The sequence below is a fragment of the Sphingomonas rubra genome (assembly GCF_900115745.1).
GTDB classification, from domain to species: domain Bacteria; phylum Pseudomonadota; class Alphaproteobacteria; order Sphingomonadales; family Sphingomonadaceae; genus Sphingomonas; species Sphingomonas rubra.
In genome coordinates, this window is record NZ_FOXP01000009.1 from 23538 (window position 1) to 41736 (window position 18199).

The window sequence follows — 18199 nt, forward strand, 5'->3', positions numbered from 1 at the left end:
GATCCCGCCTTGCTCGCCGTGTTCCAGATCATCCAGCTGCTGCTCAACGTCATCTGGTGGATCATCATCGTCCAGGCGATCCTGTCGTGGCTGATCGCGTTCAACATCATCAACACCGGCAGCGACCTGGTGCGCAGCGTGTGGACCGCGTTGCAGCGGATGACGGAGCCGCTGTACCGGCCGATCCGGCGCATCCTGCCCGATTTCGGCGCGCTCGACCTGTCGCCGCTGGTCGTGCTGCTGCTGCTCGCCGCGGCGAACATCGTGCTGAACAACTTGGCGGCGAGCTACGTCGCCTCCGGCGGCGGTTACTGACGGCCGTGGCCGCGACGATCATCGACGGCAAGGCACGGGCGCTGCGCCTGCGCGCGGAGGTCGCGCGCGGGGTGGAGGCGCTGCGCGCGGAGACGGGCCGCGCGCCGGGGCTGGCGGTGGTGCTGGTCGGCGAGGACCCGGCCTCGGCCGTCTACGTCCGGTCCAAGGGCAAGGCGACGCGCGAGGCGGGGATGAACTCGGTCGAGCGGCGGCTGCCGGCGGAGACGGACACCGCGACGCTGCTGGCGCTGGTCGCGGCGCTGAACGCGGACCCGGCCATCGACGGCATCCTGGTGCAGCTGCCGCTGCCCGCCCACGTCGACGCGGCCGCCGTGCTGCTGGCGATCGACCCGGACAAGGACGTCGACGGCTTCCACCCGGTCAATGCGGGGCGGCTGGCGACCGGCATGCCGGGCTTCGTGCCGTGCACGCCGCTCGGCTGCGTCATGCTGCTCCGCGACGTGCACGCGCATCTGGCCGGGCTGGACGCGGTGGTGGTGGGGCGCTCCAACATCGTCGGCAAGCCGATGGCGCAGCTGCTGCTGGCGGAGAGCTGCACCGTCACGGTCGCGCACAGCCGTACGCGCGACCTGTTCGCGCGGGTGCGCGAGGCGGACATCGTCGTTGCGGCGGTCGGCATCCCCGGCATGATCCGGGGCGACTGGATCAAGCCGGGCGCGACGGTGATCGACGTGGGCATCAACCGCACCGACAGCGGGCTGGTCGGCGACGTCGATTTCGCGAGCGCGGCGGCGGTGGCGGGTGCGATCACGCCGGTGCCGGGCGGGGTCGGGCCGATGACGATCGCGTGCCTGCTGTCGAACACGCTCGATTCCGCCAGGCGGCGCGCGCCGGTGGGGCTGATCGCGGCCGGGCCGATCGGGGCGAGCGCTTGATCGAGCTGTTCGTCTCGTCGCTTATCACCTTCTTCGTGGTGATCGATCCGCCCGGCTGCGCGCCGATCTATGCCGGGCTGACGGCCGGGGCGAGCGCGGCGCATCGCCGCGCGATGGCGGTGCGCGCGGTGGGCGTGGCGGCGGCGATCCTGCTGGTGTTCGCGCTGTTCGGCGAGAGCCTGCTGCACGGGCTGGGCATCGAGCTGGACAGTTTCCGCATCGCCGGCGGCATCATGCTGTTCCTGATCGCGCTGGAGATGGTGTTCGAGAAGCGCACCCAGCGCCGCGAGGATCGCGCCGCCAAGGTGTCGCCGGACGAGGCGGAGGACGTGTCGATCTTCCCCATGGCGATGCCGATGATCGCCGGGCCGGGATCGATCGCGTCGGTGATGCTGCTGATGGCGAGGAACGACGGGATCGAGCGGTCGCTGGTGGTGCTCGCCGCGCTCGCCGCCATCCTGCTGCTGACGCTCGTCGCGCTGCTGGCGGCGGGGCCGCTGATGCGGCTGCTGGGGGCCAAGATCGAGGCGGTCATCACCCGCCTGCTCGGCGTGCTGCTGGCCGCGCTGGCGGTGCAGTTCGTGATCGACGGGCTGGAGGCGGCGCTCCACTGACGCCCGCGCGTCAGTGGAGCGACGAGGTCGGCGGCTCGATGGCGAGGCCGTGGCCGGTCAGCCGCTCCAGCGCGCCGGTGAGCGAGATGCCGACCAGCGACAGGTCGAGCGAGTCGGCGAGGTGCAGGGCCTCTGCGATGATCGCGGCGAGCGCCTGCCGCCTGTCGCCATGGGAATCGTTGTTCATGGCGGGCGCACATAAGCAGGAGCTGATGGTTAAGGTGCCCGGGTAATCGGAAACGCTGCGTTCGGGGGTGCGATGCGGTAGAGCCGATAGGGCAGGCCGCGGCGCAGCGGCACCGGTTGCAGCCAGGCGAAGCGGCGGCCATGGGCGAGCTGGTCGTAGAAGCCGCCGGGATTGCGCGCCCGGTAGATCGTCGATTCGGCCATGTCCGGACAGACCAGCAGCATGGTCGCGCCGTGCCGCGCCATGATCGCGCGCGCCTGGGCGGGCGAGCGGCTGAAGGCGTGCTGGACGTCCAGGATCGCGGTGCCATTGCGGTGATAGGGGCCGGCGATCGCATCGTGATGGGTGACGGTGATGAGGCGCGGGCCGAGATCGACGAAGGTGAACATCGTCGCCTTCGGGATGCGGTTGAGGGCGAGCAGGCGCGAGGTGCGCATGCACTCGCCCGTCGCCCCGTTGATACGGCGCGTATAGGCGCTGGGCGGGTCGATCGGGAACCATTTGATGAGCAGCCCGGCGAACATGCCGGTGACCAGGACGAAACCGATCGCGATGCCGCCGATCATCACCGGCAGCGACCGGCGCAGCAGCCAGGGCAGCAGCAGCGCGGCGAGCGCCGCCGCGCCGGGAATGGCGAGGAGCTGCGCCGCCGATGCCGCGCGCGCCTGCCAGCCGAGCATCGCCACCGCGAAGGCGGTGAACAGCGCCACCGCTGCCCAGCCGACCACCGACGACGTGCGCCGCGCCCGCCAGGTGGCGACGGCGGCGCCGATCAGCCCGATCACCGGCAATGCCGCGATCGGGAAGGCGACGCGGAACGGGTGTTTGTAGAGGGGCTTGGCCTCCTTCACGTTGTCGAGCCAGGTGCGCGCGAGTTCCGGGCTGACCTGTTCGGGCCGGCCGAGGCATTGCGGAAAGGCGAGCGCGAAGCCGAGCGCGATCGCCGCCGCCGCCGCCAGCGCGATGAGGAGCCGCGCGGCCGGTCGCCGGGGCGAGGCGAGCGCGAGAAGGAGGAGGAGCGCGCCGGCGACCACCACGACGCTGAGCCACACCGGCGTCAGCGCGTCGCAGCGCAGCGCCCGGTTGGCGTAGGAGGCGAAGGCGGCGAACCCCGCCGCGCCGCCGCCGCCCAGCGTCACCGCGTAGGTGGCGAGGCGCCGCGCCTCGCCCGCGTCCCACACCCAGCGCAAGGTGATGATCGCGCCCGCCATCGCCGCGTAGGGCAGCATCTCCAGCCCGATCGATAGCGAGAAGGCGGTGGCGAGCCCGACCAGCGCGCCGCCGCGCGCCATGCGCGGATCGCACAGCCCGGCGACGGTGACGGCGAGGGCGGCGAGCTGCCAGTTATGATGGTCGATGCGCTCCGGCATGAACATCAGCATGGTGGTGGAGGCGCTGGTGACGAGGACCACCAGCGCGAACGGCCAGGCGAGCGGCCCGACCAGCCGGCGCGCGGTGGCGGCGAGCGCGACCATGGTGACGCCGAGCGGCAGCAGCGGTGCGACGCCGACCGCCAGCCGCTCCGCCCAGCTGGGCGAGGTGAACAGGCGGAAGAACAGGATCAGCCCGGCGATCGGCAGGTCGACGATGCGGCTCCAGTGGATGTCGAAGCCGGCGGGCGGGTCCATCCGGTACTGGCGCAGGTCGTACCACCCCTGGCCCGCCATCCAGGCACGGACCTGCATCAGGCGCATGTTGTCGTCGGTGTCGCCCAGCGACAGCCAGCGGATCATCGTCCAGCGATCGAACACGTACCAGCCGGCGACCGCCACCCAGGCGACGAGGACGAGGAGCAGCCAGCGGCGGTCGAGATCGCGGCGGAGGTCGTCGAGGCTGGTCGTCATGCCGTTCGTCAAAATATGTTCTCTCTGCCCCGCTCGCCCGCCATCCTTGACCGTCACCCCGAACCCTTCGACAAGCTCAGGAGAGCCTTGTTCCGGGGGCCACTGTCCCGCATACGCCACCAACCGGGCGTGAGCGGACGGGTGGACCCCGGGACAAGTCCGGGGTGACGAAGGGGGCTCAAGGCACGGTCTCTAATCCAGGCGGAACAAAGGGCAAGCGGTTGGCGGTGACGACGATGCGGCGGTGGAGGGAGAGCGGCGTGCTGGGCCAGCTGATACGCTTCGGCATCGCCGGCGGTATCTCCACGCTGATCTACGCGAGCGTGTACCTGCCGCTCACCAGCTTTGTCTTCGCGCGCGAGCAAGCCGTCTACGCGGTGCCGTTCGCCTTTGCCGTGGCGGTGACGGCCGGGTTCTTCCTGCACAGCCGGTGGAGCTTCAAGGGGCACGGCACGCGCACGCCCGGGCCCGTGCAGCAGGCGAAGTTCGTCGCGGTGCAGGGATCGGGCATGGCGCTGAACGCGGTCGTCACCTGGGCGGGCACGGCGCTGCTCGGCTATCCGGCCTGGGTGCCGCTGCTGCCGGCGATCGTGCTGGCGACGGGCATGACCTTTCTCCTCAACCGCTACCTGGTGTTCGCCTGATGGACCGCATCGTCTATGACCGCATGGCCGCGCACGACTCCACCCATTGGTGGTATCGCGCGCGCCGCGACATCCTGTCCGACTATCTGACCCGCTACGGCGCCCTGCCGCCGGCCGCGCGCATCCTGGAGATCGGCTGCGGCACCGGCCACAACCTGCCGATGCTGGCGCGCTTCGGCGCGGTGGAGGCGATCGAGATCGACCCGGCGGCGCGCGGCATCGCGAGCGAGCGGCTGGGCAAGCCCGTCGGCGCCGCGCCGCTGCCCGCGCTGCCCGGCGTCGAGCGCGGGGCGTATGACCTGGTCGCGGTGCTCGACGTGGTGGAGCATATCGAGGACGACGTGGCGGCGCTGGCGGCGATGAAGTCGCTGCTGAAACCGAGCGGCACCATCCTGATCGCGGTGCCGGCGCACCAGTGGATGTGGTCGGCGCACGACACGGTCAACCACCATCACCGGCGCTACTCGCGCAGGACGCTGACGGCGGCGATCGAGCGCGCCGGCCTGAAGCCTGAGAAGATGGGCTGGATGAACTCGCTGCTGTTCCCCGCCGCGGTCGCGGCGCGGCTGGCGGGCAAGCTGACCGGGCGCGACGACAGCGACGATTCGCCGCCGGCCAAGCCGCTAAACGCGGTGTTCGAGGCCGTTTTCCGGCTGGAGCGTCACCTGGTCGGGCGCGTGCCGCTGACCCCCGGCCTGTCCATCGTCACGCTCGCCCGGCCGGTCTGATCCGGGCGCGGGCGCGGCGGTGAAGCCCAGCGTCGCTGTCCCCTGCACCGGGCCGGCGACGTCGGCGACCAGGTACAAGGGGCGGCGCTTCGATTCGATGTACAGCCGGCCGAGATATTCGCCGATCATGCCGAGCACGAAGAACTGCGCCGCGCCGATCGCGACGGTGACCAGCATGGTCGAGGTCCAGCCGGCGACCGCCGTGCCCGATAGCCAGCCGGCGGCGATGTAGACGATCAGCAGCAGCGACACGCCGGTCAGCGCCAGGCCGAGATGGCTTGCCCAGCGCAGGGGCGCGGTGGAGAAGCCGGTCACCGCGTCGAAGGCGAGGCGCACCATCTTGCCGAGCGGGTAATGCGTCTCGCCCGCGTGCCGCTCTGCCCGGTCGTAAGGAAAGGGGACCTGGCGGAAACCGACCCAGGCGACCATGCCGCGGATGAAGCGCGCCTGTTCGGGCAGGCTGAGGAACGCGTCCAGCGCGCGGCGGCTCATCAGCCGGAAATCGCCGGTGTCGAGCGGGATCGGCGTGTCGGTGACCCGGTCGAGCACGCGGTAGAAGGCGGCGGCCGTCGCCTTCTTGAAGAAGGTCTCGCCCTCCCGCTTGCGGCGGACGGCGTAGACGACGTCGGCTTGCTGCTCGACCATCGCGCGGCGCATGTCGGCGAGCAGTTCGGGCGGGTCCTGGAGATCGGCGTCGATGATGAGGACCTGCTGCCCGGCGCACAGGTCGAGCCCGGCGGTGAGCGCGAGCTGGTGGCCGTGGTTGCGCGACAGGTTGATCGCGACCAGATGCGGGTCGACGGCGGCGATGCGCTGCATCGCGGGCCAGCTGTCGTCGCGGCTGCCGTCGTTGATGAAGACCAGTTCGTAATCGTCGCCCACCGCCGCACGCGCCGCCGCCGACACGCGCGCGTGCAGGATGTCGAGGCACGCCGCCTCGTTGTAGCAGGGAACGACGATGGAGAGGGCGGGCCAGGACATGACCCCGCTTGTAGCGAGCGGCGGCGGCCGCGTCATCGCCCCCGTATCGCGCGCCGCTTGCCAGCGTGATGGCGGCGGCGCATCGTCGCGGGCGATGGAGAGGATCGCCGCGCTGATCGGGCTGGCGCTGGCGGCGGCGCACCCCGCCGCCGCGCAGGACGCGCTGCCCGCGCCCGCCCCGGAGACGGAAGTGCCGGCCGACGTGCTCGCGATCGGCGCGGAGGATCTGCGCATGACGGTGCCGGTCGATGTCGGCGGCCGCGGCGTATGGCCGTTCGTGATCGATACCGGGGCGGAGCGGACGGTGCTGTCGCGCGAACTGGCCGAGCGGCTGGCGCTGGCGCCGGGGCGGCCGGTGCGCGTCACCACCATGACCGGCCTGGTGGTGACGCCGACCGCGGTGGTGCCGGCGCTGCGCGTCAGCACGCTGGCGCCGCCCGCGATCGAGGCGCCGCTGTTCGGGCGCGTCAATCTGGGCGCGATCGGCATGATCGGGCTCGACGCGCTGCAGGGGCACGCGGTGGTGATCGATTTCGACGCCAACACCATGAGCCTGCGCCCGTCGCGCCGGCGCAAGCTGGTCGCGCGCGAGGGAGAGATCGTGGTCACCGCCAAGCGCCGATCGGGCCAGCTGGTCGTCACCGACGCGCGCTGGGGCGGGCGGCGGGTGTCGGTGGTGATCGACACGGGATCGCCGGTGACGATCGCCAACCCCGCGCTGCTCGCCGCGGCACGCCGGGCGCCCGCGCGGCTCGGCACGCTGTCGGTGATCGCACCCGACGGCAGCGTCCTCGCCGCCGACGCGCGCGCGCTGGACGGGGTGGAGATCGGCAGCGTGACGCTGAACGGGGTGGCCGTCGCGGTGGCGGACGCGGCGCCGTTCCACCGTTTCGACCTGGCCGACACGCCGGCGCTGCTGCTGGGCATGGAGACGCTGCGGCTGTTCCGCCGCGTCGAGATCGACTTTCCCGGCCGCTCGATCCGCTTCACCCTGCCGCGCGCGGTGGCGAGGCCGCGCGGCGCCTTCTGATCCGGCACCGATGGGGACGGCGCCGTCAATCAGGGGCTTGGCGACGATGGCCGATCCGCGCTAGGCGGGCAGCCACCCGGCGACGGGGCGCTTAGCTCAGTTGGTAGAGCATCTCGTTTACACCGAGAGGGTCGGCGGTTCGAGCCCGTCAGCGCCCACCACCGTCGATCGCCGCCGCGCGCCGTCCGCGCCCCCGGACGCTGTTGACGGTTCCCGCCCACCGGCGCACTAGCAGCCGCGAGCGCTCATCGGAGCAAGGGGGAGGGTCGCTTCTTGCCGTTGGAGAGTCACCGCGGGTCCATGGTGTCGTGGCGCAGCGCGATGGTCGCATCCATGTCGGGGTGTCTGGGCGGGTGTAGCGCGCTGTCCCACGGCTTTCTCGCCGCGGCCGGTCCTGTCGCGGAACAGGAGCGCCACCTGTTCCTCGTCGTTTGCGGCGTGCTGCTGTTCGTCGCGGTGCCGGTGTTGCTGCTCGTTCCGCTGTTCGCGTGGCATTATCGTCTGTCCAACACCGACCATGCCTATCGACCCAAATGGGAGTTCTCATGGGGCATCGAGGGGTTGATCTGGATACCGCCGGCCGCGATCGTCGTCGGGCTGGCGGTGCTGCTGTGGCGCTGGACGCACATCGACGATCCGTACCGCAGGCTTCCCGGCGGTCCGCCGGTGGAGATGCAGGCGATCGGGCTCGATTGGAAATGGGTGTTCGTGCATCCGCAGCGCGGCATCGCCGAGGTGAACCGGCTGACGATCCCCGCCGGCCGCCCCGTCCATATCCGGCTGACCAGCGGCACGGTGATGCAATCGCTGCTGATCCCGCGCCTGGCGGGCCAGATCTACGCCATGGCCGGGATGACGACCGAGCTCAACATCGCCGCGCATCGCCCCGGCGTGTTCCGGGGCGAGAACACGCAGTATAACGGTGCCGGCTTCCAGCATCAGAAGTTCGCGGTCGTGGCGCTCGCGCCCGCCGACTACCAGCGCTGGCTGGCGCGGGCGAAGGCAGGGCGGCGCGCCTTGGACGCCTCGGCGTGGCGGCGTCTCTCCGCGCGCTCGGTGATCGCCGCGCCCGTCACCTTCTCGGCCGTCACGCCGCACCTGTTCGACCGCGTCGTCGCCGCCACCGGTGGCGCCGCGCATTCCCTCTCGAAGGCCCGCCCATGAGCCCGTCCACTCCCGTGCTGCCGGCGCTGCTCGGCCGGTTCGGCTGGCACGACTTGCCCTTCGTCCGCGCGTGGCAGAACCCGACGGCGAGCGAGATCATCGGCGCCTTTGCGGGCGGGCTGGTGGTGGTCGGCGCGATCGCCGTCGCCGCCGTGCTGACGCGCCATCGCTGGTGGGGCCGGCTGTGGTCGGAATGGCTGACCAGCCTAGACCACAAGAAGATCGGCATCATGTACGTGGTGCTCGCCGGCGTGATGCTGTCGCGCGCGCTGATCGAGGCGGTGCTGATGCGGATGCAGCAGGCGGTCGCGATCGACGCGCCCGGCTTCCTGTCGCCCGATCATTTCGGCCAGCTCTTCTCCACCCACGGCTCGATCATGATCTTCTTCATGGCGATGCCGTTCCTCACCGGCCTCATCAACTACGTCGTGCCGCTGCAGATCGGCGCGCGCGACATGGCGTTCCCGTGGGCGAACTCGGTCGCGCTGTGGCTGACGATCGGCGGCGCCGGGCTGATGATGGCGAGCCTGGTCGTCGGCGAATTCTCGACCGGCGGGTGGAGCGGCTACCCGCCCTATACCGAACGCGATTTCAGCCCCGGCGTCGGCGTCGATTACTGGATATGGGCGGTGACGCTGGGCTCGATCGGATCGACCATGGCGGGGATCAACATCGCCTGCACCATCTACAAGCTGCGTGCGCCCGGCCTGCGCTTCATGCGGATGCAGATGTTCTGCTGGACCAGCCTGTGCACCGCCATCCTGATGATCTTCGCGATGCCGCCGCTCACCGTCGCGACCTTGCTGCTCGCACTCGACCGTTACGCCGATTTCCATTTCTTCACCAACGATCTCGGCGGCAACATGATGAACTACGCCAACCTGTTCTGGCTGTTCGGCCACCCGGAGGTGTACATCCTGATCCTGCCCGCGTTCGGCGTCTATTCGGAGGTCGTCTCCACCTTCTCCTCGAAGGACCTGTACGGCTACGTCTCGCTGGTGCTGGCGACGATGGCGATCGCGGTGCTGAGCTTCACCGTCTGGGTCCACCATTTCTTCACCATGGGACAGTCGGCCAACATCAACGCGGTGTTCGGCATCGCGACCATGACGATCGGCGTGCCGACCGGCGTCAAGATCTACGACTGGATCTGGACCATGTTCCGGGGCGAGGTGCGCTTCACCGTGCCGATGCTCTACTCGATCGCCTTCATGATGACGTTCGTGCTGGGCGGTTTCACCGGCATCATCCTGGCGATGCCGCCGCTCGATTACCTCGTCCACAACACGCTGTTCTTGGTCGCGCATTTCCACAACATGCTGATCCCGGGGCTGCTCTACGGCATGCTCGCGGGCTATCATTACTGGTTCCCCAAGGCGTTCGGCTTCCGCCTCGACGAGCGCTGGGGCAGGCGGGCGTTCACCTGCTGGGTGGTCGGCTTCTATCTCGCCTTCTTCCCCCTTTACGTGCTGGGCGCGAGCGGCATGGCGCGGCGGACGCAGGCGATCTTCGAGCCGAGCTTCCGCCCCTGGTTGTACGTCGCCGGTGTCGGCGCCTTTATCCTGCTCGCCGCGCTCGCCTCGTTGATGATCCAGCTCTACGTCAGCATCCGCGACCGCGCCGCGACGATGGTGGAGGCAGGCGACCCCTGGGACGGGCGCGGCCTCGAATGGTCCGTCGCCGCGCCGCCGCCCGAGTATAATTTCGCAGGTTTGCCGCACGTCGATGGCCGCAACCCCTTCTACGACGACAAGCACGACGCCGGCCGACCCGATCCCTATCGCTCGCCCACCGACTATTCCGATATCGAGGTGCCGCGCGGCAGCATGGCGGGTATCGCGATCGGCCTTGGCGCGGCGGTGGCGGCGTTCGGGCTGGTGTGGGAGATGTGGTGGCTGACGCTGGTCGCCGCCGAGGTCGTCGTGGCTGCGCTGATCCTGCGCAGCTTCGGCCGGAACCAGCATCGCACCATCCCCGCCGCCGAGATCGCCGCCGAGCACGAGGCATGGCTCGCCCGTGTCCGCGCCACCCGGCCGATCCCGCGCCGGCTGGAGACGCAGGCGATCAACCGCGGCCTGGCGGAGGTGCGCGCGTGAGCGAGCCCGAACTCGCCCATGCCGGCCTCAATCTGGGTCCGTCGGCGGAGCTGACGCGCGACGGGGCGGAGAACGCCATCTTCGGCTTCTGGATCTTCCTGATGAGCGACGCGGTGATCTTCGCGCTGCTCTTCGCCACCTACGGCACGATGGTCGCGGGCACCGCGGGCGGGCCGACCCCGGCGTCGGAGTTCAAGCTGCTGCCGGCCTTTGTCGAGACGCTGCTTCTCCTCACCAGCAGCGCTACCTTCGGGCGCGCCAGCATCGCGATGAAATATGCGGAGCCGCGCCGCACGCTGTTCGGCTGGCTCGGCGCGACGCTCGGCCTCGGCCTCACCTTCCTGGCGCTGGAGGCGAACGATTACGCGACCATGGTTGCGCACGGCGCGGTCCCGTCGCGCAGCGGCTTCCTGTCCGCCTTCTACGCGCTGACGGGGCTTCACGGCCTCCACGTCGCGGTCGCCTGTTTCTGGCTGGTGGTGATGGTGGGGCAGGTGCTCGCCTACGGCCTCGATGCGCGGGTGAAGATCAACCTGCTGCGCCTCGGGCTGTTCTGGCACCTGCTCGACATCGTCTGGATCGCGATCTTCTCCGTCGTCTACCTGCAAGGGGCGATCCGATGAACGACCGCCGCCAGGAACTGACCTCCTACGCGATCGGCTACACCCTGTCGCTCGCGCTCACCGTCGCGGCGTTCGCGGCGGTACGCTGGCCCTCGGTCGGCGCGCGCGCGACCTTCGGCGTCGTTCTCGTGCTCGGCGTGATCCAGATGGCGGTGCAGTTCCGCTGCTTCCTCCACGTCAGCCTGAAACGCTCGTCGCGCCACGACCTGCAGCTGATCCTTTTCTCCACGCTCATCATCGCGCTGATGGTGTCGGGAACGCTGGTCATCCTGTTCAACCTGCGCGAGCGGATGATGTAAGGACGCACGCCGCCGCTCGGGGCGGCGTCGCGGTCAGTGCATGGACATGCCGTCCATCTTCATGTGGCCGGCATGCCCGTGCATGTTCATGGGATCGACGTTGGCGAGCGCCGCCATCGTCGTCACCTCGGCGGTGACGTTCACGGCCGCACCGTCGCGGAAGGTCAGCGTCACCGGGATGGTGGAGCCGATCGAGACCGGTCGGGGCAGGCCGGACACCATGACGTGCTGGCCCATCGGTTTGAGCAGCGTCGGCTTGCCGCAGGGCGTCTCGACGGAGGATAGCGGCGTCATCTTGAGCGCGTTGTCGGCGATGCTCGATTGGTGGAGCGAGGCGGTGAGCGGCGGCGCTGCGGAAACGGAGCGGATCGCCTCCGACCCCGAACAGCGCGGGGTGACCGTCATGTAGAGTGCCACCACGGTGCCGCTCGCGTCCAGCGGCTGCGCCCAGGCATTCGTCACCGTCACCTGCGTCGACGGTGCCGCGGCGCAGGCGGCGAGCAGCACGGCCGGGGCCATTGCGGCCAGTTTCACCATGGTCGTCCCTCCGCTCGCGTCCGGGTGCATGATGCCCTGCGGACGGCGGCGGGCCAAGCGGATAACGCGCGGCTGGGGCGCTGGCGTGAGGGGGCGGCTCGCCCGTGGGGGCGGTGGGGAGCCAGATGCGTGCTGGATCGTTACGCGTCCAACATCCTCAGCAAGGAACAGGGTTATGGCACGATCGGCGGAGAAGCGCGGCAAGGACGAGACCAAGGCCGCGGAGAAGAAGGTCAAGGCGACCGGCAAGCCGGTGGGCGGCGCCCGCGGCGGCATCACCGCGCCGGTGACCCCGTCGCCCGAACTGGCGGAGATCGTTGGCAAGGACGATCTGCCGCGCAGCGAGGTGGTCAGCAAGGTGTGGGAATATATCAAGAAGCACGACCTGCAGGACGCCAAGGACCGCCGCCAGATCAATGCGGACGACAAGCTGGAGAAGATCTTCGGCAAGAAATCGGCGAGCATGTTCGAGATGAACAAGCATCTGAGCGCGCATCTTTCCGCCACGAAGAAGTGACGGGTCGGGGTCGCCGTCGAACAGGGCGGTGACCGCGTGGTACCTTGCCCGCGCGTGATCGACGACGCGTGGGCAGGTCAGTAGCGGTAGCGTAGGCTGGCACGGTCGCCCGGTTGGAGGACGATCGACCAGGTCGCGACACCGTCGACGCGGCGCAGGTCGGGATCGTCCGATTCGATCTTCTGCCCCGCGGCGCCGATCGGCACGTCGATGGTGGCGGGCAGGCGCGATCCGTTGGTGGCCTGGATCAGCGCCTCGTTCCTGGCGGGCAATGTCTGCTCGACCAGGATTTGGGGGCTGGTGCCGACGGCGATGCGGAAGGTCTCCCCCTCGGCACGGTCGTCCAGCGTTCCCAGGCCGAGCAGCAGCCGTTCCTCGCCGCGCCGGGCGTAGGTGGCGGTGCTGCCCGAGGGCAGGGCGAGGCCGAGGCCCTCTTCCTTGCGATTGCGCAGCACGAGGACGACGGGAGTCGGCGAAGGCGTCGCCGTCTGGCCCGGATAGAGCGGGCGGCGATAGCGTCGCTCGAACGGGACGGTGGTGCGGGCGAGCAGGGCGACCTGTTTCTGGCCGCGCGCGCGGACGGTCACCGGCTCGGGCACGCGGTAGAGTTTGAGGTCGCCGACATCCTCGGGCGGGGGGGGCGGCGCCGGTGGTGGAGGGGGCGGTAGCGGCGGCGGCGGCGCGAACATGGCGTTCGCCACCCGCGAGCCGGTGAGCACGATCGACCCTGGTTCTTCGTACACCTGCTCGCGCAGGTCGGAGGTGGTGGTGCCGAGGGGATAGCAGGTCAGCGACAGGGGCGCGGCCGGGACGCGGAAATCGGGCGTGGCGATCCGGTTAAGCCGGCCGGCGACGGCGGCGACCTCGGCATCGGCGAACGCCTCCGCATTGCCGTTGGCGAGCGTCAGCCAGGCGAACAGGTCGAGCGAGCGCGCGTCGGCGGCGATCGTCGCGACGTAGCTCGCGCGCCAGTCGAAACCCGAGGCGAGATAGCTGAGCCGCACGGTGACGGTGCGCGCAACGGGACTGTCGACGGCGACGCTGAGCACCGGCTTGCTCGACAGGCCGGCGGGCACGCCGCGGAAGGACAATCGCTCGGGCAGGCCGGCGCAGCGCAGCGCCTCGATCCCGGTGGCGGTTCGCAGCACCACGCCGGATGCAGGGCCGGCGACGATCGTCGCCTCCTCGCTGGTGCGGCGGCCGGTGGCGCGGTCGGTGCGGGTCAGCGTCACCTGCCGGCCCAGCGTGCCGTCGATCAGCGAGGCGGGCGACAGCAGGCGCGCGTCGCGGTTCTTCTCCACCACGCCGCCGGGCAGGCCGTCGACCACCGCGCTGACCGGCACGATCCCTGCCGCCACGCCCTCGAACCGGAGGGTGGCGGGGCCGCGCGGCACGGCGATGCGGCGCGTCTCGGTGACGAGTGCGAAGCCGCGCAGGTCGTTCAGGTCGATCGCGCCGCGGCCGTAGGGCGCACGGTAGACGGTGAGCGCCACCCGCTGCGGCGCGGGCGATGTCACCACGCGCGGCTGCGCGGCGGCGGGAGTGGCCGCTGCCGCCACGATCAGCAGCGCCGCGCGGAGCAGGGCGGCCGGCATCAGTAGCGGGTGTCGAAGGTGGCGGTAACCACGGCCTCCCCATTGGCGGGCACGGGCACCTGCCACACCGCGGTGCCGGCATCGCGCCGTTCGCTGGGGCGGCTCTGCTCGACGATGCGCGTATCGGCATAGCCGAGCCCGGCCTGGGCGAGTTCCACCGTGACGGGGCGGTTGCGCGCGTTGGTCAGGCGATAGCGGACCTGCGTGCGCCAGCGGTCGCCGCCCTGCCGGGTGCGCGACACGGTGGTCGGCTGCACCTTGACGTCGAAGGCGTCGCCGGTGGGCAGCGCGATCGTCGACCCTTGCGGCGTGTGATCGATGCGGTTCTCGCCGGTGAACTGCGGCTGGCCGCGCGCGTCGCGGACGTAGACGCGGACCACGCCGGCGGGCAGCGCGTCGCCCAGCCCGGCGGCGCCCGAATTGGCGAAGCGGAGGACACTCTGTGCGCTGCGCGGCGCATCGGCGGTGCCGAGCCACCCGTTCTCGAACCGGTAGCCGGAGCTGGCGGTGACGCCCTTGGCGTCGAGGAAGCTGACCTGCTTGGTCTGCTTGTCGGCGATCGTGGTGCGCTGGGCGAGCGGGTAGAGGTAGTAATCGCCCAGCTGCTCGCGACCCGAACTCTCCGTCCCCGGCGTCATCCGCACCGGGCGGCGGGGGCGGGGCGTAAAGTAGTCGTCGTTGTCGGCGTTGCCGACATCGCCCGCGACCAGCAGGGTGCGCGCGTCGTTGAAGGTGGTGCCGCTGGTGTTGCGCAGGGTGACCCAGCCCTGCACGTCGACGGTGCCGCTCCTATCGTCGAACAGCGCGACATAATCGGCGCTCCACCCCAGGCCGCGGCTGAGATACGACAAGCGCGCCGGGCGCGTGCCGGCGCGGGTGCTGGCCAGCGTGACCGACAGCGTCGGGCGGGCGCGGAGCGACGCGGGCACCCGGTCGAACACGGCGCGGACGGGCAAGCCGTCGTCGCGCAGCACCTCGATCCGCCCGTCGATGTCGAGCACCACGCCGCCGTTCACCGCCAGCACCCGCGCCCGCTCGCGCGTTTCCGCGCCGGTCGCCGGGTTGGTGCGGATCAGCGTGATCGCCTCGCCCACCGCCTTCTCCATCAGGCTGGACGGGCTGAGCAGATCGTAGTCGAAATTCTGCTCGACGATGGCGGCGTCGGGCACGGCGAGCGACACCGTTTCCGGCCGGATCTGCGCGCTGACGTCGGGAAAGTCCTGCCGCACCCGGCCGCGCGCGAGGTCGAGCGGGCGGACGTCCTGCACCAGCGCGACGTCGTTGTTGTAGATGGTGACCGACACGTCGCCCTGCGCGCTGCCCGCCCCCGGCGCGGCCGCCGGTGGCGGTGCGACCTGCTGCGCCGCCAGGGCCGTCGGCATCGCCAGCATCAGGGCCGAAGCCGGTATCGCGCGCATCCTAAGTTCCCCTCGTGTCCGACGAGCATCATGCGGGGCGGCGCGGCGGGACGCAACCGGCGCCCGCGCCCGATCAGAACAGGAGCTTGCGGATCGACAGCCTGACCGAGCGGCCGAGCGCGTCGAGATAGGCGGGCTGGTAGCTGATCGGCGTGGTGCCGGTCGCGTCGGTGACGCGCTGGCGGCGGTTGAACAGATTGTCGATGCCGATCGTCACGCGCGCGCCGCGCAGCCAGGGATGCGCGCGCACCCAGTCGATCCGGCCGCCGAAATCCGCGAACAGCCGCAGGTCGGCGGTGGCGAGGTCGGCGAAGCGCAGATCGTCCGCCGCCGCCAGCCCGTTGACGCGCGTCGCCGCCCGGTAGTCGAACGATAGTCGCGCGCCGAGGCCGTTGTTGGTGTAGCCGGCCTGGCCCTCCAGCTCGTGCCGGGGCGACCCGCCGCCGCCGCCGATCACGTCGCCGTCGAGCAGGTCGAGCACCGGCCCGCCATCGGCGATGCGCACCCGATCGGTGAAATGCCAGGTGTGATAGAGAGCGAACTGAAGGCGGCCGCCGGCCTGGCCACCGCCGCGCCCGCCGAAGCCGCCGCCGCCGAAGCCGCGCCCGCCCGGCCTCCCGCCACCCGGCCCTCCACCACCCGGCCCGCCGGGGCCTGCCGGACGTGCGCCTTCCCCTTGCGGCGGCGAACCGCCGGGCGGTCGCAGCCCGGCGAAGGGATTGGGACCGGTGCCGGCGCGGAACGCCTCGATCTCGCGCTGGAGGCGGGAGCGGAGCGGGCGGGAGAAGTTGACGCCCCAGCGAAGCTCGCGCTGTTCGGAGCGGGACAGGCTGACCGGGCGGGTGTCGACGCTGAGGAGGTCGCCGTCGGCGTCGCGCACGAAGCGGCCGGGGAAGGCCGCCTCGATCGCCGGGATGGCGGAGGGGAAACTGCGGATCGGGTCGTCGATCCGCGTGCCCGTGTAGTTGGCGGTGAGGACGAGGTCGGTCGCGGTCCAGGGCTTGAGCGTCAGCCCGACGCGCTCGACGTGGCGGTCGCTCTCGCGCAGCAGCGGGTTGCCGCCGGTGATCGTGGTCACCGTCGCGGTGGTGCCGCGGGTAAAGTCGAACACGCGCACGCCGGGCGTGGTCACCGTCGGCGCGCCGAGCTGCGTCGGGCTGGGTGCCTGCGCCTGATCGGTGACGTTGACGAGCAGGCGCACGCCCTCCGCCGGTTGCCAGTTGAGGCCGTAGCCGGTGGTCACCAGCGTGCCGAAATCCGACAGGCGATCGACCGCGACATTGCCGTTGAGCGACAGGCGCCCGATCGCCGCGGCGCGGGCGGTGATCGGCAGGTCGACGCTGGCCTGGCCGTTGACGGCGTCGCGCGACACGGCGCCCTGCGTCACCAATTCCTGGCGGAAGGCGCGGCTGTCGAGATCCAGCGTGCTCGCGCCCAGGCGGATGCTGGTCGACACCGGCCCGGCGGGCAGGGTGAAGGCGGTGCCGGTGAACAGCAGATCGCCGGTGCCGCTGCTCGTCACCGATCGGGCGCGGTTGGCGGGCAGCCCGGCGAGGGCGGCGGCGGGGATGGTGCCCAGCGGGTCGGCGCCCGCCGTCACCAGCGCCTGGAAGCCGGCGGCATCGAAGCCTTGCTCGGTCGCGGTTTCCGTCTCCGCGCGGTCGAAGGCGCCGGTCGCGGTCCACTGCCAGCGGCCGATCGTGCCGTTGGCGGTGGCGCCCAGTCGCGCGGTGAGCCCGCCGGTACGCTGGAACAGCGGGCCGACGCCGCGCTGGTCGACGACGCGGGTGACGGCGCCCGCGGGGGTGGTCAGCGCCAGCGAGGGCAGGCCGAAGCGGCCGACGCTGTCGGTCACCTCGATCCGGCCGTTCAGCGTGGCGTTGACGCCGAGCAGCGGCTGCGCGCGCACCGCGTTGGCGCTGAACGTCCGCGTTTCCGGCAGCAGCGTGCGAAACGGCGTCTGGTCGAACCCGTTGCCGGTGCCGTCGTCGCTGCTGCGCGCCAGGATGCCGCGCTCCGATTCGAGCAGCGGGCTCGCCTGCTGGTAGGACAAGTGCAGGTTGTTGCGGCCGCCGCGGCGGATCGACAGCAGGTCGATTTCGCCCTGCGCGGCGTGGCGGCCGCCCTCCGTCGCGATCCGGTCCGACGCTTCCGCGGTCACGGCGCGGAAGCGGCGGCGCAGCACGAAGTTCACCACCCGGCTGTCGGCGGGGTAGCCGTATTTCAGCGCCACCTCCTCGGGCAGGATGTCGACGCGCAGGATCGCCTCGGTCGGAATGTCGCGGATCTCCTGAAAACCGGAGATGCGGCGACCGTCGAGCAGCACCACCGGCGCGCCGCCGCGGCCGGACCGGGTCTGCGGCCCCAGTTCGGTCAGCAGCTCCGAAACCGAGTTGACGCCGTAGGAGCGGATGTCGGCGGGCGAGAGCTGCTGATCGGCCGGGATGTCGCCGACCACCTGGCCCGGTAGCCGGCGCGAGCCGGTGACGACGATCTCCTCCCCCTCGTCGGCGTCCGCGGGCGCGTCTGCGGCGGCGGGGCTCGCGTCCGCCGCGGGCGAAGGCGGCGATTGCTGGGCCGCGGCGGGGGCCGTCATCGCCACGATCATCAACGGCCAATGGTGTTGCAAATGCCCGATCCTTCGCGTGGGGACCGGTGCCCTACCGTCGATATGTCGCAGAACTATGTCGGTCGGGCGACTGGCAAAGGCG

At 71.0% G+C, this 18199-nt stretch carries 18 protein-coding genes and 1 tRNA gene; 12 read left to right on the forward strand and 7 right to left on the reverse strand.

Features of this window, described 5'->3' with window-relative positions; translation table 11 throughout:
• Positions 1-9 precede the first annotated feature (9 nt).
• Genes BM145_RS11645 through BM145_RS11655 form a run of 3 tightly spaced genes read left to right on the forward strand, consistent with a single transcriptional unit; the run spans position 10 to position 1825 of the window.
• Positions 10-315: a YggT family protein gene (locus BM145_RS11645; RefSeq protein WP_093333828.1), complete on the forward strand. Its 306-nt coding sequence runs from the start codon at positions 10-12 to the stop codon at positions 313-315.
• 5 nt (positions 316-320) lie between these two features.
• A complete protein-coding gene (gene folD / locus BM145_RS11650; RefSeq protein WP_093333829.1) occupies positions 321-1211 on the forward strand; it encodes a bifunctional methylenetetrahydrofolate dehydrogenase/methenyltetrahydrofolate cyclohydrolase FolD in 891 nt (296 codons plus the stop codon).
• Positions 1208-1825: a MarC family protein gene (locus tag BM145_RS11655; protein WP_093333830.1), complete on the forward strand. Its 618-nt coding sequence runs from the start codon at positions 1208-1210 to the stop codon at positions 1823-1825. Before folD ends, BM145_RS11655 begins: the two co-directional genes overlap by 4 nt.
• A 10-nt stretch (positions 1826-1835) precedes the next feature.
• Here the strand turns inward: BM145_RS11655 and BM145_RS16080 are convergent, their stop codons facing one another.
• Together BM145_RS16080 and BM145_RS11660 are read right to left on the reverse strand one after the other, a co-directional pair.
• Positions 1836-2012, reverse strand: a complete 177-nt coding sequence (locus tag BM145_RS16080) for a hypothetical protein (RefSeq protein WP_177200187.1) — start codon at positions 2010-2012, stop codon at positions 1836-1838.
• 29 nt (positions 2013-2041) lie between these two features.
• Positions 2042-3856 (reverse strand): hypothetical protein, encoded by a 1815-nt coding sequence (locus BM145_RS11660; protein ID WP_093333957.1) that lies wholly within the window; start codon positions 3854-3856, stop codon positions 2042-2044.
• Positions 3857-4092: 236 nt separating this feature from the next.
• On the opposite strand from BM145_RS11660, the gene BM145_RS11665 reads away from it, so the two are divergent.
• Positions 4093-4500: a GtrA family protein gene (locus BM145_RS11665; protein ID WP_093333958.1), complete on the forward strand. Its 408-nt coding sequence runs from the start codon at positions 4093-4095 to the stop codon at positions 4498-4500.
• Positions 4500-5228 carry a class I SAM-dependent methyltransferase gene (locus tag BM145_RS11670; RefSeq protein WP_093333831.1) on the forward strand — a complete coding sequence of 243 codons (729 nt, stop codon included), beginning with the start codon at positions 4500-4502 and terminating at the stop codon, positions 5226-5228. The genes BM145_RS11665 and BM145_RS11670 overlap by 1 nt, the downstream gene beginning before the upstream one ends.
• On the opposite strand, the gene BM145_RS11675 is transcribed toward BM145_RS11670, so the two are convergent.
• A complete protein-coding gene (locus BM145_RS11675; protein WP_093333959.1) occupies positions 5124-6209 on the reverse strand; it encodes a glycosyltransferase family 2 protein in 1086 nt (361 codons plus the stop codon). The two genes, BM145_RS11670 and BM145_RS11675, sit on opposite strands and share 105 nt — an antisense overlap.
• Here BM145_RS11675 and BM145_RS15760 point away from each other — a divergent pair.
• The 6 genes from BM145_RS15760 (at position 6208) to BM145_RS11705 (ending at position 11421) form a co-directional block, all read left to right on the forward strand.
• Entirely contained in the window at positions 6208-7239 is a 1032-nt protein-coding gene (locus BM145_RS15760) for a retropepsin-like aspartic protease (RefSeq protein WP_177200188.1), read from the forward strand. The two genes, BM145_RS11675 and BM145_RS15760, sit on opposite strands and share 2 nt — an antisense overlap.
• A gap of 85 nt (positions 7240-7324) precedes the next feature.
• Positions 7325-7400 (forward strand) — tRNA-Val (locus tag BM145_RS11685).
• 172 nt (positions 7401-7572) lie between these two features.
• A complete protein-coding gene (locus BM145_RS11690; protein WP_245739292.1) occupies positions 7573-8403 on the forward strand; it encodes a cytochrome ubiquinol oxidase subunit II in 831 nt (276 codons plus the stop codon).
• Positions 8400-10499: a cbb3-type cytochrome c oxidase subunit I gene (locus BM145_RS11695; protein WP_093333833.1), complete on the forward strand. Its 2100-nt coding sequence runs from the start codon at positions 8400-8402 to the stop codon at positions 10497-10499. Before BM145_RS11690 ends, BM145_RS11695 begins: the two co-directional genes overlap by 4 nt.
• On the forward strand, positions 10496-11122 hold the full coding sequence (locus BM145_RS11700; RefSeq protein ID WP_093333834.1) for a cytochrome c oxidase subunit 3: 627 nt from the start codon (positions 10496-10498) through the stop codon (positions 11120-11122). Before BM145_RS11695 ends, BM145_RS11700 begins: the two co-directional genes overlap by 4 nt.
• Entirely contained in the window at positions 11119-11421 is a 303-nt protein-coding gene (locus BM145_RS11705) for a cytochrome o ubiquinol oxidase subunit IV (protein ID WP_093333835.1), read from the forward strand. The genes BM145_RS11700 and BM145_RS11705 overlap by 4 nt, the downstream gene beginning before the upstream one ends.
• A gap of 33 nt (positions 11422-11454) precedes the next feature.
• Here the strand turns inward: BM145_RS11705 and BM145_RS16085 are convergent, their stop codons facing one another.
• Positions 11455-11958, reverse strand: coding sequence for a copper chaperone PCu(A)C (locus BM145_RS16085; protein ID WP_177200190.1), 504 nt, complete (start codon positions 11956-11958; stop codon positions 11455-11457).
• A 175-nt stretch (positions 11959-12133) separates the two neighbouring features.
• Between BM145_RS16085 and BM145_RS11715 the strand changes: the two genes are divergently transcribed.
• Positions 12134-12475: an SWIB/MDM2 domain-containing protein gene (locus tag BM145_RS11715; RefSeq protein WP_177200191.1), complete on the forward strand. Its 342-nt coding sequence runs from the start codon at positions 12134-12136 to the stop codon at positions 12473-12475.
• A 77-nt stretch (positions 12476-12552) separates the two neighbouring features.
• Here the strand turns inward: BM145_RS11715 and BM145_RS11720 are convergent, their stop codons facing one another.
• From BM145_RS11720 to BM145_RS11730, 3 genes are all read right to left on the reverse strand, one after another.
• The gene (locus BM145_RS11720; RefSeq protein WP_245739293.1) at positions 12553-14070 is read right to left on the reverse strand and encodes a DUF4139 domain-containing protein; all 1518 of its coding nucleotides are present in this window, start codon (positions 14068-14070) and stop codon (positions 12553-12555) included.
• Positions 14070-15452 (reverse strand): DUF4139 domain-containing protein, encoded by a 1383-nt coding sequence (locus BM145_RS11725; protein ID WP_425441093.1) that lies wholly within the window; start codon positions 15450-15452, stop codon positions 14070-14072. Before BM145_RS11725 ends, BM145_RS11720 begins: the two co-directional genes overlap by 1 nt.
• 109 nt (positions 15453-15561) lie before the next feature.
• Positions 15562-18117 (reverse strand): TonB-dependent receptor, encoded by a 2556-nt coding sequence (locus tag BM145_RS11730; RefSeq protein ID WP_245739297.1) that lies wholly within the window; start codon positions 18115-18117, stop codon positions 15562-15564.
• Between the last annotated feature and the right edge of the window lie 82 nt (positions 18118-18199).

What these genes read in the sequence shown, in the direction of transcription:
- BM145_RS16080 (WP_177200187.1), bottom strand. Translation starts at nt 2,012, where the DNA reads ATGAACAACGATTCCCATGGCGACAGGCGGCAGGCGCTCGCCGCGATC.
- BM145_RS11660 (WP_093333957.1), bottom strand. Translation starts at nt 3,856, where the DNA reads ATGACGACCAGCCTCGACGACCTCCGCCGCGATCTCGACCGCCGCTGG.
- BM145_RS11665 (WP_093333958.1), top strand. Translation starts at nt 4,093, where the DNA reads ATGCGGCGGTGGAGGGAGAGCGGCGTGCTGGGCCAGCTGATACGCTTC.
- BM145_RS11670 (WP_093333831.1), top strand. Translation starts at nt 4,500, where the DNA reads ATGGACCGCATCGTCTATGACCGCATGGCCGCGCACGACTCCACCCAT.
- BM145_RS15760 (WP_177200188.1), top strand. Translation starts at nt 6,208, where the DNA reads ATGACCCCGCTTGTAGCGAGCGGCGGCGGCCGCGTCATCGCCCCCGTA.
- BM145_RS11675 (WP_093333959.1), bottom strand. Translation starts at nt 6,209, where the DNA reads ATGTCCTGGCCCGCCCTCTCCATCGTCGTTCCCTGCTACAACGAGGCG.
- BM145_RS11690 (WP_245739292.1), top strand. Translation starts at nt 7,573, where the DNA reads ATGTCGGGGTGTCTGGGCGGGTGTAGCGCGCTGTCCCACGGCTTTCTC.
- BM145_RS11695 (WP_093333833.1), top strand. Translation starts at nt 8,400, where the DNA reads ATGAGCCCGTCCACTCCCGTGCTGCCGGCGCTGCTCGGCCGGTTCGGC.
- BM145_RS11705 (WP_093333835.1), top strand. Translation starts at nt 11,119, where the DNA reads ATGAACGACCGCCGCCAGGAACTGACCTCCTACGCGATCGGCTACACC.
- BM145_RS16085 (WP_177200190.1), bottom strand. Translation starts at nt 11,958, where the DNA reads ATGGTGAAACTGGCCGCAATGGCCCCGGCCGTGCTGCTCGCCGCCTGC.
- BM145_RS11715 (WP_177200191.1), top strand. Translation starts at nt 12,134, where the DNA reads ATGGCACGATCGGCGGAGAAGCGCGGCAAGGACGAGACCAAGGCCGCG.
- BM145_RS11720 (WP_245739293.1), bottom strand. Translation starts at nt 14,070, where the DNA reads ATGCCGGCCGCCCTGCTCCGCGCGGCGCTGCTGATCGTGGCGGCAGCG.
- BM145_RS11725 (WP_425441093.1), bottom strand. Translation starts at nt 15,452, where the DNA reads ATGCCGACGGCCCTGGCGGCGCAGCAGGTCGCACCGCCACCGGCGGCC.